The sequence below is a fragment of the Stenotrophomonas sp. AGC87 genome (assembly GCF_057333975.1).
The window spans coordinates 1-15,883 of record NZ_JBHFHW010000013.1; the positions used below are offsets into that span (position 1 = coordinate 1).

The following is a 15,883-nucleotide window of genomic DNA, read 5'->3' on the forward strand; positions in this document are numbered from 1 at the left end:
CCCCAGCGCTCGACCAACCAGCCCTTCGCCTCAGGCGTCGTCGTCGGTTGGCAGGGCGGTTGGCGGGGCGCCCGGGGTGAATACACCCGGCTGCACGAATGCGCTGAGGATCGCATCCAGCGTCTGCGCGCCATCGCGCTGGATCTCGAACAGCTCCGGTTCCAGCATCGCGCTGTACAGCACCCCGGTCAGGCTGGTGCTCACGATGCGCGCCACCGTGTCCACGTCTACCCCCGCGCGCAGCTGTCCCAACTCCCGCGCGCGCTGGAACGCGGCCGCGAAAATGCCCAGCTCCTCACGCGATGCCTCCAGCTGCAGCGCCTGCATCGCCTGGCTTTCCACCGACAGATCATTGCGCAGCATGATTTCCATCATGTTGCGCAGGCGTTCGTCTTCGGCCAGCTCCCGGAAGGAGACCAGCAGCGCCGAGCGCAGGTCCAGGATTGGTGTGGTGCGCTTGGCCGAGGTGGTGCGTCGCAGCCGCTCGATGAACGGGACGCGCTCGCGATCGATCATCGCCGTCAGCACTTCGGTCTTGTTCTTGAAGTGCCAGTACACCGCGCCGCGGGTGAATCCGGCGCGCGCGCCGATCATCGCCAGGCTGGTGCCGGCGACCCCGTATTCATGGAAACAGACCTGGGCCGCATCGAGGATGCCCTCGCGGGTGGCCTGCGCCTCTTCTTTGGTTTTTCTGGCCATTGCGCTGTGCAGTTGCTGGATGAAACCGGCCTGAATTGTACCGCTTTACAAACAAACATGCATGTATGTATATTTGCGCCCCACTGATCCTCAGCGAGGACTGCCTGTGAAAGCCGGCGGGTCTCGTTTCGGATATTTGTCGTCATTTGCTGCCTGTTTGTCGTCATTCTTCGCTTTTATCGGAAGTTGGGCTGCAGGCGCGCCCTTTTCCGTCTGCGAGCCCCTACCGCCATGTCCAGAACTCCGTACCGTCTTCTCGCGCTGTCCCTCGCGATCGCCCTGACCGTGTCCGCCTGCGGCGGTGGTGAGCAGGAGGGGCCGCAGGGCGGCCCCGGCCAGGTGACTGTGGCCACCCTGAAAGCCGAGCAGGTCGGCCTGACCCGCGAACTGCCGGGCCGCACCAATGCCTTCCTGGTCGCCGAAGTGCGCCCGCAGGTCAACGGCATCGTGGCCAAGCGGCTGTTCACCGAAGGCGGCCTGGTCACTGCCGGGCAGCCGCTGTATCAGCTTGATGACGCCAGCTATCGCGCCCAGGCCAACAGCGCCCGTGCCCAGCTGGCCCGCGCCGAAGCCACCGCCAATGCCGCACGCCTGAGCGCCAAGCGCATCGGCGAGCTGGCCAAGGTCGAGGCGGTCAGCACCCAGGACAACGAGAACGCGATTGCCGCGCTCAAGCAGGCCGAGGCCGATGTCGGCGCCGCGCGTGCCTCGCTGGACGCCGCCAACGTGACGCTGGGTTATGCGCGCATCACCGCGCCGATCAGCGGCCGCATCGGCAAGTCCTCGGTGACCCAGGGCGCGCTGGTCAGCGCCGGCCAGGCCGAAGCGCTGGCCACCGTGCAGCAGTTGAATCCGATCTATGTCGATCTGACCCAGTCCGCCAGTGAGCTGCTGCAGCTGCGCCGCGAACTGGCCAGCGGCCGTCTGCAGGACAACCAGACCCTGCCGGTGACGATCCTGCTCGATGACGGCACTGAGTTCGACCACAAGGGCACGCTGGAATTCTCCGAAGTCAGCGTGGATCCGACCACCGGCAGCTACGCGCTGCGGGTCAAGGTCGAGAACCCGGACCAGGTGCTGATGCCGGGCATGTACGTGCGCGCCCAGGTCGGCAGCGGTGTGCGCGACAACGCGATCCTGGTGCCGATGCAGGGCATCGCCCGCGATCCCAAGGGCGATACCAGCGCCATGGTGGTCGGCAAGGACGACAAGGTCGAAGTGCGGCAGGTCAAGGTCAGCCGCTCGCTCGGCGACAAGTGGCTGGTCGAAGACGGGTTGAAGGCGGGTGACAAGGTCATCGTCGAAGGCCTGCAGAAGATCCAGCCGGGCATGCCCGTGCAGGCCACCGAAATGGGCGCGGCCCCGGCCAAGCCGGCCGCCGCGCCGGCGGCTCCCGCCGCCCAGCAGTAACCGGAGAATTCCATGGCACGTTTTTTCATTGATCGCCCCATCTTCGCGTGGGTGATTGCGATCATCATCATGCTCGCCGGTGGCCTGGCGGTGCTCAAGCTGCCGGTGTCGATGTACCCGGAAGTGGCACCGCCGGCCGTCGAGATCAGCGCCAGCTACCCGGGTGCATCGGCCAAGGTGGTCGAGGATTCGGTGACGCAGATTATCGAGCAGAACATGAAGGGCCTGGACGGCCTGATCTACTTCTCCTCCAACAGCTCCTCCAATGGCCAGGCCACGATCACCCTGACCTTCCAGAGCGGCACCGACCCGGACATCGCCCAGGTGCAGGTGCAGAACAAGCTGCAGCTGGCCATGCCGCTGCTGCCGCAGGAAGTGCAGCGCCAGGGTATCAACGTAGCGAAGTCGAGCAGTGGCTTCCTGCAGGTGCTCGGCTTCGTGTCTGAAGACGGCAGCATGGATGCCAACGACATCTCCGATTACGTCGGCTCCAACATCGTCGATCCGCTGAGTCGCGTGCCGGGCGTGGGCAATATCCAGGTGTTCGGTGGCAAGTACGCCATGCGCATCTGGCTGGACCCCAACAAGCTGCACACCTACAAGCTGTCCACCGCCGAAGTGATCGCCGCGATCACCGCGCAGAACGCGCAGGTCGCCATCGGCCAGCTCGGCGGCGCGCCGTCGATCAAGGGCCAGCAGCTCAACGCGACCATCAACGCCCAGGACCGCCTGCAGACCCCGGAGCAGTTCCGCAACATCATCGTGCGCAGCGCGCAGGACGGTGCCGAACTGCGCCTGGCCGACGTGGCCCGTGTGGAGCTGGGGGCGGAATCGTACGACTTCGTGACCCGCTACAACGGCAAGCCGTCCTCGGGTATCGCGATCACGCTGGCCACCGGCGCCAACGCGCTGGCCACCGCCAACGGCGTGCGTGCCACCCTGGATGAAATGGCCCCGAACTTCCCGGCCGGCCTGAAGGCCGTGGTGCCGTATGACACCACGCCGTTCGTGCAGGTCTCGATCAAGGGCGTCATCAAGACCCTGATCGAAGCCATCGTGCTGGTGTTCCTGGTGATGTACCTGTTCCTGCAGAACTTCCGCGCGACCCTGATCCCCACAATCGCGGTGCCGGTGGTGCTGCTGGGCACGTTCGGCATCCTCGCCGCGCTGGGCTTCTCGGTGAACATGCTGACCATGTTCGCGATGGTGCTGGCGATCGGCCTGCTGGTCGATGACGCGATCGTGGTGGTGGAGAACGTCGAGCGGATCATGTCCGAAGAGGGCCTGTCACCGCTGGAAGCGACGCGCAAATCGATGAGCCAGATCACCGGCGCGCTGGTCGGTATCGGTCTGGTGCTGTCGGCGGTGTTCGTGCCGATGGCCTTCATGAGCGGCGCCACCGGCGTCATCTACCGCCAGTTCTCGGCCACCATCGTCTCGGCGATGGCGCTGTCGGTGCTGGTCGCGATCGTGCTGACCCCGGCGCTGTGCGCCACCATGCTCAAGCCGCTCAAGAAGGGCGAGCACCACGTGGCCCACAAGGGCTGGTCGGGCCGTTTCTTCAACGCGTTCAACCGTGGTTTCGACAGTTCCAGCGCGAAGTATCAGCGTGGCGTGCGCGGCATCCTCGGCCGTCCGTGGCGCTTCATGGGTGTGTTTGCTGCGCTCGCACTGGTGATGGGCCTGCTGTTCATGCGCCTGCCCAGTTCGTTCCTGCCCAATGAAGACCAGGGCATCCTGATGGCGCTGGTGCAGACCCCAGTCGGCGCCACCCAGGAGCGCACCCTGGAATCGATCGACAAGCTGGAAAAGCACTTCATGGAGAACGAGGCCGACGCGATCGAGTCGATCTTCTCGGTGCAGGGCTTCAGCTTCGCCGGCATGGGCCAGAACGCGGGCATGGCGTTCGTCAAGCTCAAGGACTGGAAGGACCGTGATGCCGACCAGGGCGCGATGCCGATCACCGGCCGTGCCATGGCCGCGCTGGGCGGGATCAAGGACGCCTTCATCTTCGCCTTCCCGCCGCCGGCGATGCCGGAACTGGGCATCGGTTCGGGCTACACCTTCTTCCTGAAGGACACCAGCGGTGCCGGTCACCAGGCGTTGCTGGATGCACGCAACCAGCTGCTCGGCATGGCCGGGCAGAGCAAGCTGCTGGCCAATGTGCGCCCCAACGGCCAGGAAGACACCCCGCAGTTGCGCATCGACATCGACGTCGGCAAGGCCAGCGCGCTGGGCCTGTCGCTGGAGGCAGTCAACACCACGCTGGCGGCGGCCTGGGGCAGCAGCTACATCGATGACTTCATCGACCGTGGCCGGGTCAAGCGCGTGTATGTGCAGTCCGATGCGCCGTTCCGCATGAACCCGGAAGACTTCAATCTGTGGTCGGTCAAGAACGCCGCCGGTGAAATGGTGCCGTTCTCGGCCTTTGCCAGCCAGCGCTGGGACTACGGTTCGCCGCGCCTGGAGCGCTACAACGGTGTGTCCGCGATGGAAATCCAGGGCGAGCCGGCGCAAGGCGTGGCCTCGGGCGATGCGATGAACGAGGTGGAGAAGCTGGCCAAGCAATTGCCGGCCGGTTTCGACATCGAATGGACCGCGCTGTCCTACCAGGAACGCCAGGCCGGTTCGCAGACGCCGCTGCTGTACACGCTGTCGTTGCTGATCGTGTTCCTGTGCCTGGCCGCGCTGTATGAAAGCTGGAGCGTGCCGACCTCGGTGCTGCTGGTGGCGCCGCTGGGCATCCTCGGTGCGGTGCTGGCCAACACCATGCGTGGCATGGAGCGCGATATCTACTTCCAGGTGGCGATGCTGACCACGGTGGGTCTGACCAGTAAAAACGCGATCCTGATCGTGGAGTTCGCCAAGGAAAACCTGGAGAAGGGCGCGGGCCTGATCGAGGCGACGATGCACGCCGTGCGTGACCGTCTGCGCCCGATCATCATGACCTCGCTGGCCTTCGGCCTGGGCGTGCTGCCGCTGGCGATCGCCTCCGGTGCCGGTTCCGGCGCACAGCAGGCCATCGGTACCGGTGTGCTCGGCGGCATGCTGGTCGGCACGGTGCTGGGTGTGTTCTTCATCCCGCTGTTCTTCGTGGTGGTGCAGCGCGTGTTCAATCGCAAGAAGTACGGCAAGAACGCCGGAGGTTCCGATGCGTAAGCCCTTGATGGCCAGCCTGGCGCTGGCCGTGAGCCTGGTGGTGTCGGGCTGCTCGACGCTGGAGCCGCGCAGCACCGAAGTTGCCCCGGCGATTCCCGCGCAGTGGCCGGGCACGGCCACCGCGGGGGCGGTGACCACCGCACCGATGGAGGTGGCCGACATCGGCTGGCGCGATTTCTTCGTCGATCCGCGCCTGCAGACGGTGATCACCCAATCTCTGGAGAACAACCGCGACCTGCGCGTGGCCGTGCTCAATGTCGAGCGTGCCCGGGCGCAGTACCGGATCCAGCGCGCTGACCGCGTGCCGGCGGTCGGTGTACAGGGGCAGATGACGCGCAGTGGCGGCGATGCCCCGGTGACCGAACAGTTCAGTGCCAACCTCGGCGTGGTCGAGTTCGAACTGGATCTGTTCGGCCGCGTGCGCAATCTCAGCCAGGCGGCGCTGCAGCAGTACTTCGCCGAAGCGGCCAACCGCCGCAGTGCACAGCTGTCGCTGGTGGCCGAGGTGGCCAATGCGTGGCTGACCCTGGGCGCGGACAGCGAGCAGCTGCGGATCGCGCAGGCGACGCTGGCGACCTATGAGGATTCGCTGCGCCTGACCGAGGCCCGCCGTCAGCTCGGTGGCGCCTCGGCGCTGGAACTGAGCCAGACCCGTACCCTGGTGGAAACCGCGCGCACCGATGTGGCGCGCTTTGCCGGGCAGGTCGCGCAGGATCGCAACGCGCTGGTGCTGCTGGCCGGCGGGCCGATCGATGCCTCGCTGCTGCCGCAGGCGGAGGTGACCGAGGTCGCCAGCGTGCGGCCGCTGCCGGCCGGGATGCCGGGCAATGTGCTGCTGCAGCGGCCGGACGTGATGGCGGCCGAGCACGTGTTGCTCTCGGCCAACGCCAACATCGGTGCGGCGCGCGCGGCGTTCTTCCCGTCGATCAGTCTGACCGGCAGCATCGGGTCGGCCTCGTCGGAGCTGTCGGGTCTGTTCGACAGCGGCACGCGGGTGTGGAGCTTCATTCCCAAGCTCACCCTGCCGATCTTCCAGGGCGGCAAGCTGCGCGCCAATCTGGGCGTGGCCACGGCGGACCGCGATATCGCGCTGGCGCAGTACGAGAAGGCGATCCAGGTCGGTTTCCGCGAGGCGGCCGATGCACTGGCGCTCAACGAGAGTCTGGATGCGCAGTTGTCGTCGCAGCAGGCGCTGGTAGCGGCGGCGGAGCAGGCGCAGCAGTTGTCGCAGGCACGCTATGACGCCGGCCTGGACAGCTTCCTGACCCTGCTGGATGCACGCCGCACCGCGTACACCGCACGGCAGTCGCTGGTCAGCACGCAGCTGGCCCAGCAATCCAACCAGGTGGCGTTGTACAAGGTGCTCGGCGGCGGTTGGCACGAGCGCGGGTGAATGATCCACGCGGGTGCGGCCACGTCGCCGCACCCGTGCCGCTCAGGGATCGTCTGCCCGGCCATCGCCGTGGCAGCGGCGCGCGCGATCCAATGCGCTGCCGGCTTCGCGGGCCATCCGTTCGTACTCGCGGCGGATTTCTTCCAGGCGCTCTTCGTCCAGCTCTTCCAGATCGAGCAGTTCGTTGTTGGCCTCTTTCGTCGCGCGGATCAGCTCATCGAGCTTGATCTGGATCGCAGCGGTATCCGCGTTCTGGCTGTGCTGGATCAGGAACACCATCAGGAAGGTGATGATGGTGGTACCGGTGTTGATCACCAGTTGCCAGGTGTCGTTGAACGTGAAGATCGGCCCGCTCAGGGCCCAGACCACCACGATGGTGACCGCCGCCAGGAAGGTCCATGGCGTTCCCGCCGCATAGGACGCCTTCTTGGCGACAAGATTGAAGAGACTGCGCAGTTTCATGAGGCACGACAGGTGGGAGCCGAGGTGCCTGCATCATTGGCGGGGCGCCGTGCAGGCGCTGTGCAGCCAGCGCGGGTCAGACGCGGGCATGCAGCCGCGGGCGCGAGGACAGGTCCTGGCGGCCGGCATGGTAGACGTGTTCCCAGCACTGGTCGACGAACTGGCGAGCCTGTTCTTCGGTCAGGCGCGGCATGATCTGCAGCGCGTAGTGGGTCTGGAACATTTCATCGCGCTGCGCATCGCTGGCACGCGGTTGCGTGATCAGCGAATCGCAGGCGAATTTGATCCACGGCACGTAATGGCCGAATGAGCCCGTCCCGAGGTTGCCGTCGGCGTGACGCTGGCGCCAGTAGCTCACTTCGGCGTCGACATCGATGACGGCAGGGATGGAGATCTGGGCGGAGGACATGGTCACTTCAATATGGGAAGAAGGGAATCTGGATGATGGCGTAGGGCGCGGTGCAAGCGGTGTCATGGCGATGTGGAGCCGGTGTGGCGGCGCTCGCCCCGTTGTTCGCCCAGCAGCTGCGCGTGGTGGACCACGCCCAGGCGTTCGGCCAGGGTCGCCAGCCGGTTGCAGACCGCGACGCGATGATGAGGATGGGACCGCGTCAACTCATCCTGGATCGCCTGGTAGGCATCCCAGAAGGGCGCGGCGTTGTGGTGGCGTGCGTAGTGCACCTGCAGTCTTTCCCACGCGTCCATCAACGCAGGTTCGACGGAGGAGGTGCGGCGGGTTTGGGCATGCATGACGTCTCCTCGACGATGGTGCCCCCTGTGCAATCACCTTAAGGCGTTCATGCAGCGCGGTTGTTAGTGCCGCGTGTTCGCGATGTCCCGCGGCGGTCTGCGGCACGTGAGAGTGTCAGGCGCATACACCCATGGCACAGGGCCTTGGGCCCCGCCTCGCTCACTGAAGCATTCAGAACGTTGCAGCGCCCGCGCGCTGCGTATCGGCATCACGCGGGCAGGTTCCGGGCGGATCCGCGCGGAACGGTGGCGTTTCTTACTCGCCGATGTCTTCGTTCCAGACCTCGGGATGGGCGCTGATGAAGCCGCCAAGCAGGTCGATGCAGGCCTGGCTCTGCATGTCGATCACCTTGACCCCGTTCTCGCGCAGCCACTCGATGCCGCCCTGGAAGGTGACCGACTCGCCCACCACCACGGTGCCGATGTTGAACTGGCGCACCAGCCCGCTGCAGTACCAGCACGGGGCCAGGGTGGTGACCATGATGGTGTCCTGGTAGCGGCGCTGGCGGCCGGCCTTGCGGAAGGCATCGGTTTCGCCGTGCACCGAGGGGTCGCCTTCCTGGACGCGGCGGTTGTGGCCGCAGCCGAGCAGGCGGCCATCGTTGTGGTACAGCGCGGCGCCGATCGGGATGCCGCCTTCGGCCAGGCCCTGGCGGGCTTCGGCGATGGCGGTTTCGAGCAGGGCGGCGTAGTCGGGGGTGGTGATCATGCGCAATCCAGGAACGTGAAGGCCCCCATGATAGTGGGCGGCCTGCCGCAACGGCGCCGGCGGTGCGATAATCGTCCCCATGAGCGAATCCCCCTACAAGACTGGCACCACCCATTTCGGCTTCCGCGATGTCGCTGCGAAGGACAAGCAGAAGCTGGTGGGCGAAGTGTTCACCTCGGTCGCGCGCAGCTACGACCTGATGAACGATCTGATGAGCCTGGGCATCCACCGGGCGTGGAAGCGCTACTACGTCGCCACCGCGCAGGTGAAGCCGGGCGACCGCGTGCTGGATCTGGCCGGCGGCACCGGCGATATCGCCGCGCTGATCAAGGAGCGGGTGGGTGATGAGGGGGAAGTGGTGCTGGGCGATATCAACGCCGGCATGCTCTCCGTCGGCCGTGACCGGCTGACCAACCGTGGCCTGGTCGCAGGCCTGAACTACGTGCAGTGCAACGCCGAGGCGCTGCCGTTCCCGGATGCGAGCTTCGATCTGGTCACGATCGCCTTCGGCCTGCGCAACGTCACCGACAAGGAAGCCGGCCTGCGCGAGATGCATCGCGTGCTCAAGGTGGGTGGCCAGGCGCGCGTGCTGGAGTTCTCCGAAGTCACCGCCGACTGGTTCAAGCCGATCTACGATTTCCACTCGTTCAAGATCCTGCCCAAGCTGGGCCAGCTGTTCGCGCGCGATGGCGACAGCTACCAGTACCTGGCCGAGAGCATCCGCAAGCATCCGCCGCAGGAGCAGCTCAAGACCATGATGGCCGAGGCGGGTTTCGAGCGCTGCCATTACAAGAACCTGACCGGCGGCATCGTTTCGATTCACTCCGGCTACAAACTTTGAGACAGCGGTCCGGTTCCCGCTGAGGGAGCTCGGCCACACTGCAGGCAGGCTGTTGAAGAGGGCCTGCCATGCGCCTGTACCGCGGGCTTGCCCGTGTGTTTCCCCGCTCGTTCACCGCCAAGCTGATGGCGGTGGTCTTCCTTGGCCTGCACGTGCCGCTGCTGGTCCTGCTGTTGTGGATGGCCGCCACCGGCCATTACGCGCGCGCCGTGATGTGGACCGTGGTCGGGGTGGTCCTGCTGGCCACGCTGCTCGGCACGGCGATCGCGATGATGGCGCTGTACCGCCTGATGGCGCCGCTGCGCCAGGCCGCCGATGCGCTGGAGGCGTACTACGACGAGCAGCGCCTGCCGCATCTGCCCGATCTGGGCCACGATGAGATCGGCCGGCTGCTGCGCAGCATCAACCGCAACCTGCATGGCGTGGACGCCGGGCTGCGTGATCTGCGTCGCAGTGTGCTGCTCGATCCGCTCACCCAGGCCCTGACCCGGCGCGGCTGCGAGCAGGCGCTGGCCGATTCCGCCGCCTGGGCCAGCGAGAAGGCCGGTCCGCTGACCCTGTTCGTGGTCGATCTGGACAACCTCAAACCGATCAACGACGCCCACGGCCATCTGGCCGGCGACCAGGTGCTGGTGCGGCTGGTGGAGACCGCGCGACAGTGGCTGCGCGGCCCGGACTGGATCGGGCGCTGGGGCGGCGATGAGTTCCTGCTGGCCGTACACGCCGATGGCAACGAGGCCGGCGAGCGGGTGACGCGTTGGCTGGCGCAGCTGGCCGCGCCCGCGCGTGCCGGTGACCCGCCGGTACGCGCCAGCGCCGGCGCGGCCGGGTATCGCCCCGGCGATGACCTGCGCGAGGCCTACCGGCGTGCCGATGCGGCGATGTACCGGGCCAAGTACGCCGGGGGCGGGCGCCTGCTGCGCGCCGAGGACTGAATGCGCGAACCGCCACGCATGGCCTGCGCGGGCGCCGGGGACAGGGGGTAAACTGGTCGTTTCACCCTGATCGGTCCCGTTCATGCGATCTCCGTTCCTGTTGATTCCCCTGGCCGTCGCCCTGGCGTCCGGCTGTTCCAAAGAACCGGCGGCTCCGACCGTCGATCCCACTGCCACCGCCCCGGCGAGCACTGCCATGAAAGCCGACAGCCGCAGCCACGATGAAAGCTCGTACGCCGAGCCGGACAAGGTCGTCGTCAAGGACATCGCGCTGGACCTGAAGCTGGATTTCGACAGCAAGCAGATCGGCGGCACCGCGACCTACACGCTGGAGTGGAAGGACAAGGCCGCCAAGCAGTTGGTGCTGGACACCCGCGAGCTGACCGTGGAGAAGGTCGAGGCGATTGCCGCCGACGGCAAGGCTGCACCGCTGCCCTTCGTGCTGGCCCCGGCCGACAAGGTGTTCGGCAGCAAGCTGAGCATCGAGACCCCGGACCAGCCGGCCAAGGTCGTGATCACCTATCACACCGCACCGACCGCCTCGGGCCTGCAGTGGCTGGAGCCGTCGATGACCGAGGGCAAGAAGCTGCCCTTCATGTTCAGCCAGTCGCAGGCGATCCACGCCCGTTCCTGGGTGCCGCTGCAGGACACCCCGAGCGTGCGCTTCACCTACAGCGCGCACGTGGTCTCGCGCCCGGACGTGATGGTGCTGATGAGCGCCGACAACGATCCCAAGGCCGCGCGTGATGGTGATTACACCTTCAAGATGCCGCAGCCGATCCCGTCCTACCTGCTGGCCATCGCCGCCGGCGACCTGGTGTTCGAGCCGATCTCCGGCCGCTCCGGCGTGTGGGCCGAACCGACCATGGTCGGCAAGGCCGCCAAGGAGTTCGAAGACACCGAGAAGATGATCGGCGCTGCCGAGAAGCTCTACGGCGAGTACCGTTGGGGCCGCTACGACATGCTGGTGCTGCCGCCGTCGTTTCCGTTCGGTGGCATGGAGAACCCGCGCCTGACCTTCGCTACCCCGACCGTGATCGTCGGCGACAAGTCGCTGGTCTCGCTGGTTGCCCACGAACTGGCGCACAGCTGGTCGGGCAACCTGGTGACCAACGCCAGCTGGAAGGACATCTGGCTCAACGAGGGCTTCACCACCTACGTGCAGGGCCGCATCACCGAGGCGCTGTACGGCCAGGAAATGGCCGAGATGGAGCGCGAGATCGACCAGAACGATCTGCTCGCCGAAGTGAAGGACATGAGCGCGGCCGACCAGGCCCTCGCCCTGCCGCCTCTGAGCGAGCGTGACCCGGACGAGGCATTGAGCCAGGTCGCCTACGTCAAGGGCGCATGGTTCCTGCAGTTCCTGGAACAGCGCTTCGGCCGCGAAACCTTCGATCCGTTCCTGCGTGGCTGGTTCGATGACCATGCTTTCCAGAGCGCGAACACCGACCAGTTCGTCGAGTACCTGAAGAAGAACCTGCTCTCCAAGAAGCCCGGTGCCGTCAGCGACGCTGAACTGAAGGCATGGCTGGACGAGCCGGGCATTCCGGCCTTCGCGACCAAGGCCCGCTCGCGCAACTTCTCCATCGTCGATACCGCCCGCATCGCCTGGCAGGGCAGCAACACGCTGCCCAACGCACAGATCACCGGCGAGTGGGGCACCCAGGAATGGGTGCACTTCATCGACGGCCTGGGCAAGACCCTGCCGGTGGAGAAGCTGGCCGCGCTGGACAAGGCGTACCACTTCACCGGTACCGCCAACGGCGAAATCGCGATGCGCTGGTACCCGTTGACGATCCGCAGCGGCTACAGCGAAGCGAACGACGCCGCCGGTGCGTTCATCGAGCGCGTCGGCCGTCGCAAGCTGATCATGCCGATCTACGCCGAACTGGTGAAGACGCCGGAAGGGCTGGCCTTCGCCAAGGCGGCCTTCGCCAAGGCCAAGCCGGGCTACCACCCGATCACCACCGGCTCGGTGCAGGACATGCTGGACAAGGCCGAGGCGGGCACGGCCAAGCCGTAATCGCCAGACGTATCGGTTGAACTAAAAACGGCGGGGAAACCCGCCGTTTTTTATGCTCGCGGCCCAGCGTCCGACCCACTGACCGCCGCAGTTGGTACGAGTGCGTTTCGTTGCTTGAAAACCAGTGTTACACCGCGCGTACCGCCAGGAACATGTCCACGCAGTCGTGCATCACCTGCTGCTGCTGCGCCTGCGTGAGCGATGGCTGGCCGAAGGTAATCTGCGGCCAGAACGCAAAGGCCTTGAGCATCGCCTGCAACTGATGCGCGGCCTCGGCCGGCGGCATGTCCGTGCGCAGCCGGCCATCGGCCTGGGCCGCGCGGATCCAGCCGGTCAGGCCTTCTTCCTTCTCGGCCAGTTTGTCCATCATCGCGCGCGCACGCTCGGGGGCATGGACCAGTTCGGCCATCGCGACCCGGGAGAGATCGATGAAGCCGGGGTCGTCGAGCAGGCGCATCTTCCGCTGCGCGAACACCAGCAACTGCTCGCGCAGCGACTGCGCCGGATCGTACGGCACGACATCCAGCGCCTGGCTGGCCTCGAACAGCTGCCACAGGATCGCGGTGAACAACTCGTCCTTGCTGGCGAAGTGGTTGTACACGGTGCGCTTGGACACCTCGGCCGCGGCCGCGATGCGATCCATGCTGGTGCCGGCAAAGCCGAATTCGCGGAACTCGGCCACCGCTGCGCGGAGGATGGCCTCGCGTTTACGGTCGGTGAGGCGGCTGGGGCGGTCGGGTGCTGTCATGCGGATTATTTTACACCGTTCAGTTTACTTTTCGGAAAAGGCAAGTAAACTCTCCGGTGTACTTTCCAGGGCAAGCCCCGCATGAAACGTCGCCTGCCTCGTGTCCTCCTTCTTCTGACGGTGTTGATCGCCATGTCCATTGGCCTGTTGACCTGCGGTGCCCGCCCGGCGGCCGCGTATGACCAGTCGCCGCAATTCGGCGACGGCCGCTTCCACAACCCCACCGGCAAGACCGACCTCGGCTTCTTCCGCACCGTCGGGGTGATGTGGCGTTTCCTGTTCAACAAGCCGGCCGATGCCAGCCCGCTGGCGCCGATCCCGGTGCAGGCGCTGACCCGCCAGGCCCTGCTCGAGGCACCGGACGACAGCCTGTGGCGGTTGGGGCATTCGACGATGCTGATGAAGCTGGACGGCCACTTCTGGCTGACCGACCCGGTGTTCTCCGAGCGTGCCTCGCCGATGTCGTTCATGGGCCCCAAGCGCTTCCATGCGCCGCCGCTCACCATCGACGAACTGCCGCCGATCACCGGCGTGATCGTCTCGCATGACCATTACGACCACCTCGATCACGACGCGATCCAGGCGCTGGCGCCCAAGGTGCAGCACTTCGTCACCGCCCTCGGCGTGGGCGACCGCCTGATCGCGTGGGGCGTGCCGGCGGCGAAGGTCGTGCAGCTGGACTGGTGGCAGGACACCCGCGTGGAAGGCCTGAAGATCGTCGCGACGCCGGCCCAGCACTTCTCCGGCCGCACCCTGGCCGACGGCAACCGAACGCTGTGGGCCTCGTGGGTGATCGACACCGGGCGTACCCGGGTTTTCTTCAGCGGTGACACCGGCTATTTCGACGGCTTTGCCCGGATCGGTGAGCGCTATGGCCCGTTCGATCTGACCATGATCGAAACCGGGGCCTACGGCGAGGATTGGCCGGACGTGCACATGCAGCCCGAACAGAGCCTGCAGGCGCACCTGGACGTGCGCGGCAAGGTGCTGATGCCGATCCACAACGGCACCTTCGATCTGGCCCTGCACCCGTGGACGGAACCGTTCGAGCGCATCACCACGCTGGCGCAGGAACAGGGCGTGCCCCTGACTGCGCCGCACATGGGCGAACGTCTGGATATCCGCGCACCGGCACCGTCCACCCACTGGTGGCGCGAAGGACAGCCGACCACGGAGTGAGATCGCGCCCCATCGATGCCACACCGGCGTGCGCCGCTTGGCGATAAAGTAGGCGCAGGCGCCTTGCGCGCCATCGTCCAACACGGAGCACCCAATGAAGCGACTGATCCTGGTAGCGGCCTGCGCCTTCGCGCTGGCGGCCTGCAGCAATCCCGAAGCCGAGCGCCAGGCGCAGCAGGCCGCTGCGGCCGCCGCCAAGGCGCAGCAGGAAGAAAAGGCCGAAGGCGTAGCCAAGCAGTACGACATGGCGGTCGCCGCGCAGGATTGGGAACGTGCCCGCATCCACGGTGGCTCGCTGCTGGACCAGTACAAGGACACCGACGTCGCCGCCCGGATCGAACCGGGCTACGCCGAGGTCAAGGCCAAGGCCGAGGCCGCGCGCGAAACGCGCCGTCTGCAGGCGCTGTGGCAGTACAACCAGATCCCGATCGGCACCAAGGGCATCCAGTCCTCGGCGCAGATCTACAGCAAGGAGCGCGTGGACGTGGATGGCAGCGGTGCCAAGCCGGTGCAGCTGGTCTTCCGCGATCATCCCGAATGGAAGCGCCATGCGTACCTCGTGCTGCAGGCCGGCGATTTCCGCTGCCCGAAGTGCCAGGTCAAGGTGACCGTCGACGATGGCAAGCCGGTCTCCATGGCCGCCTGGCGCCCGGATACCGATGAAGCGATCGCGATGTTCATCACCGACCAGAAAGCGCTCTGGAACCTGGCGCGCAAGGCCAAGGTGATCAGCATCGAGTTCCCGGTCAAGGCCGGTGGTACGCGCACGGCCGTGTTCGAAACCGGTGGTGTGGATGCCAGCCGCATGCCGCAGTGGTGGCAGTGAGCGGCCTGCCAGCGATCCGTCACTGGGTATTCGACATGGACGGCACGCTGACCGTGGCCGTGCATGATTTCCAGCGCATCAAACGGGCACTTGAGATACCGCCGGAGGAGGACATCCTCACCCACCTCGCCGCGCTGCCGTCTGAAGTGGCGGCGGCCAAGCACGACTGGCTGCTTGCACACGAACGCACGCTCGCAGAACAGGCGCAGGCCGCCCCCGGCGCAGTGGCCCTGGTACGCGCGCTGCATGCCGCAGGCTGCCGGCTGGGCATCCTCACCCGCAATGCGCGCGAACTCGCGCAGGTGACGCTGCAGGCGATCGGTGTGGGGGACATGTTCGCCCCCGATGACATCGTCGGCCGCGACGAAGCCGAGCCCAAGCCATCACCGGCCGGGCTGCAGTACTTCGTTGCGCGCTGGCAGGCCGTTCCCGCCCGGATGGTGATGGTCGGCGACCATCGTTTCGACCTGGAATGCGGCCGTGCCGCCGGCACCCGCACCGTGCTGGTCAACACTCCGGACAACCCGTGGCCGGGCATGGCCTGCTGGCACCTGGCCGATTGCGGCGAAGTGCTGTCGGCATGGGAAGGGAAGCGGATCTCGGCCTGACCGCACCGGACAAGGGCCGCCGCGTGATCTACCGGCGGGAACCTGAAAAGCAGCCAGGCATGGCCTGGCTCTACCCTCATCCCCCCCGATCCCCGTCTGGTGGAGAGCCCCCTTGGTGTTCAAGGGGGCGCGCCGAAGGCG

Annotated in this window: 15 protein-coding genes; 9 read left to right on the forward strand and 6 right to left on the reverse strand. The window is 66.4% G+C overall.

Annotation, left to right across the window (positions count from 1 at the left end; all coding sequences use genetic code 11):
- Positions 1-30: 30 nt before the first annotated feature.
- Positions 31-699 (reverse strand): TetR family transcriptional regulator, encoded by a 669-nt coding sequence (locus ACE026_RS05970; protein ID WP_486038340.1) that lies wholly within the window; start codon positions 697-699, stop codon positions 31-33.
- A gap of 231 nt (positions 700-930) precedes the next feature.
- Here ACE026_RS05970 and smeD point away from each other — a divergent pair, with 231 nt between their 5' ends.
- From smeD to ACE026_RS05985, 3 genes are read left to right on the forward strand one after another with little or no spacing between them, the layout of a single operon-like run.
- Complete coding sequence (gene smeD, locus ACE026_RS05975; RefSeq protein ID WP_123730148.1) at positions 931-2,109, forward strand: multidrug efflux RND transporter periplasmic adaptor subunit SmeD; 1,179 nt, start codon at positions 931-933, stop codon at positions 2,107-2,109.
- 12 nt (positions 2,110-2,121) lie between these two features.
- Positions 2,122-5,268: a multidrug efflux RND transporter permease subunit SmeE gene (smeE, locus tag ACE026_RS05980; RefSeq protein ID WP_486038341.1), complete on the forward strand. Its 3,147-nt coding sequence runs from the start codon at positions 2,122-2,124 to the stop codon at positions 5,266-5,268.
- Complete coding sequence (locus ACE026_RS05985; RefSeq protein ID WP_486038342.1) at positions 5,261-6,661, forward strand: efflux transporter outer membrane subunit; 1,401 nt, start codon at positions 5,261-5,263, stop codon at positions 6,659-6,661. The genes smeE and ACE026_RS05985 overlap by 8 nt, the downstream gene beginning before the upstream one ends.
- A 42-nt stretch (positions 6,662-6,703) precedes the next feature.
- Here the strand turns inward: ACE026_RS05985 and ACE026_RS05990 are convergent, their stop codons facing one another.
- From ACE026_RS05990 to ACE026_RS06005, 4 genes are all read right to left on the reverse strand, one after another.
- Positions 6,704-7,123, reverse strand: a complete 420-nt coding sequence (locus tag ACE026_RS05990) for a low affinity iron permease family protein (RefSeq protein WP_121039946.1) — start codon at positions 7,121-7,123, stop codon at positions 6,704-6,706.
- A gap of 76 nt (positions 7,124-7,199) precedes the next feature.
- A complete protein-coding gene (locus tag ACE026_RS05995; protein ID WP_486038343.1) occupies positions 7,200-7,532 on the reverse strand; it encodes a hypothetical protein in 333 nt (110 codons plus the stop codon).
- A 62-nt stretch (positions 7,533-7,594) separates the two neighbouring features.
- Complete coding sequence (locus ACE026_RS06000; protein WP_486038344.1) at positions 7,595-7,873, reverse strand: hypothetical protein; 279 nt, start codon at positions 7,871-7,873, stop codon at positions 7,595-7,597.
- Positions 7,874-8,129: 256 nt separating this feature from the next.
- Positions 8,130-8,582 carry a nucleoside deaminase gene (locus ACE026_RS06005; protein ID WP_019186053.1) on the reverse strand — a complete coding sequence of 151 codons (453 nt, stop codon included), beginning with the start codon at positions 8,580-8,582 and terminating at the stop codon, positions 8,130-8,132.
- A gap of 79 nt (positions 8,583-8,661) precedes the next feature.
- On the opposite strand from ACE026_RS06005, the gene ubiE reads away from it, so the two are divergent.
- The 3 genes from ubiE to ACE026_RS06020 all read left to right on the forward strand — a co-directional run bounded on the left by ubiE (position 8,662) and on the right by ACE026_RS06020 (position 12,381).
- Positions 8,662-9,423 carry a bifunctional demethylmenaquinone methyltransferase/2-methoxy-6-polyprenyl-1,4-benzoquinol methylase UbiE gene (gene ubiE, locus ACE026_RS06010; RefSeq protein WP_070471930.1) on the forward strand — a complete coding sequence of 254 codons (762 nt, stop codon included), beginning with the start codon at positions 8,662-8,664 and terminating at the stop codon, positions 9,421-9,423.
- Positions 9,424-9,491: 68 nt separating this feature from the next.
- Positions 9,492-10,358: a GGDEF domain-containing protein gene (locus ACE026_RS06015; protein WP_486038345.1), complete on the forward strand. Its 867-nt coding sequence runs from the start codon at positions 9,492-9,494 to the stop codon at positions 10,356-10,358.
- 82 nt (positions 10,359-10,440) lie between these two features.
- Entirely contained in the window at positions 10,441-12,381 is a 1,941-nt protein-coding gene (locus ACE026_RS06020) for a M1 family metallopeptidase (RefSeq protein ID WP_486038346.1), read from the forward strand.
- Positions 12,382-12,508: 127 nt separating this feature from the next.
- Here ACE026_RS06020 and ACE026_RS06025 read toward each other — a convergent pair whose 3' ends face one another.
- Positions 12,509-13,129: a TetR/AcrR family transcriptional regulator gene (locus ACE026_RS06025; RefSeq protein ID WP_486038347.1), complete on the reverse strand. Its 621-nt coding sequence runs from the start codon at positions 13,127-13,129 to the stop codon at positions 12,509-12,511.
- 93 nt (positions 13,130-13,222) lie between these two features.
- Between ACE026_RS06025 and ACE026_RS06030 the strand changes: the two genes are divergently transcribed.
- The 3 genes from ACE026_RS06030 (at position 13,223) to ACE026_RS06040 (ending at position 15,742) form a co-directional block, all read left to right on the forward strand.
- Complete coding sequence (locus ACE026_RS06030) at positions 13,223-14,308, forward strand: MBL fold metallo-hydrolase (protein ID WP_486038353.1); 1,086 nt, start codon at positions 13,223-13,225, stop codon at positions 14,306-14,308.
- A 94-nt stretch (positions 14,309-14,402) separates the two neighbouring features.
- Positions 14,403-15,134 carry a hypothetical protein gene (locus ACE026_RS06035; protein WP_486038348.1) on the forward strand — a complete coding sequence of 244 codons (732 nt, stop codon included), beginning with the start codon at positions 14,403-14,405 and terminating at the stop codon, positions 15,132-15,134.
- Positions 15,122-15,742, forward strand: coding sequence for an HAD family hydrolase (locus tag ACE026_RS06040; protein WP_486038349.1), 621 nt, complete (start codon positions 15,122-15,124; stop codon positions 15,740-15,742). The genes ACE026_RS06035 and ACE026_RS06040 overlap by 13 nt, the downstream gene beginning before the upstream one ends.
- Positions 15,743-15,883: the final 141 nt, after the last annotated feature.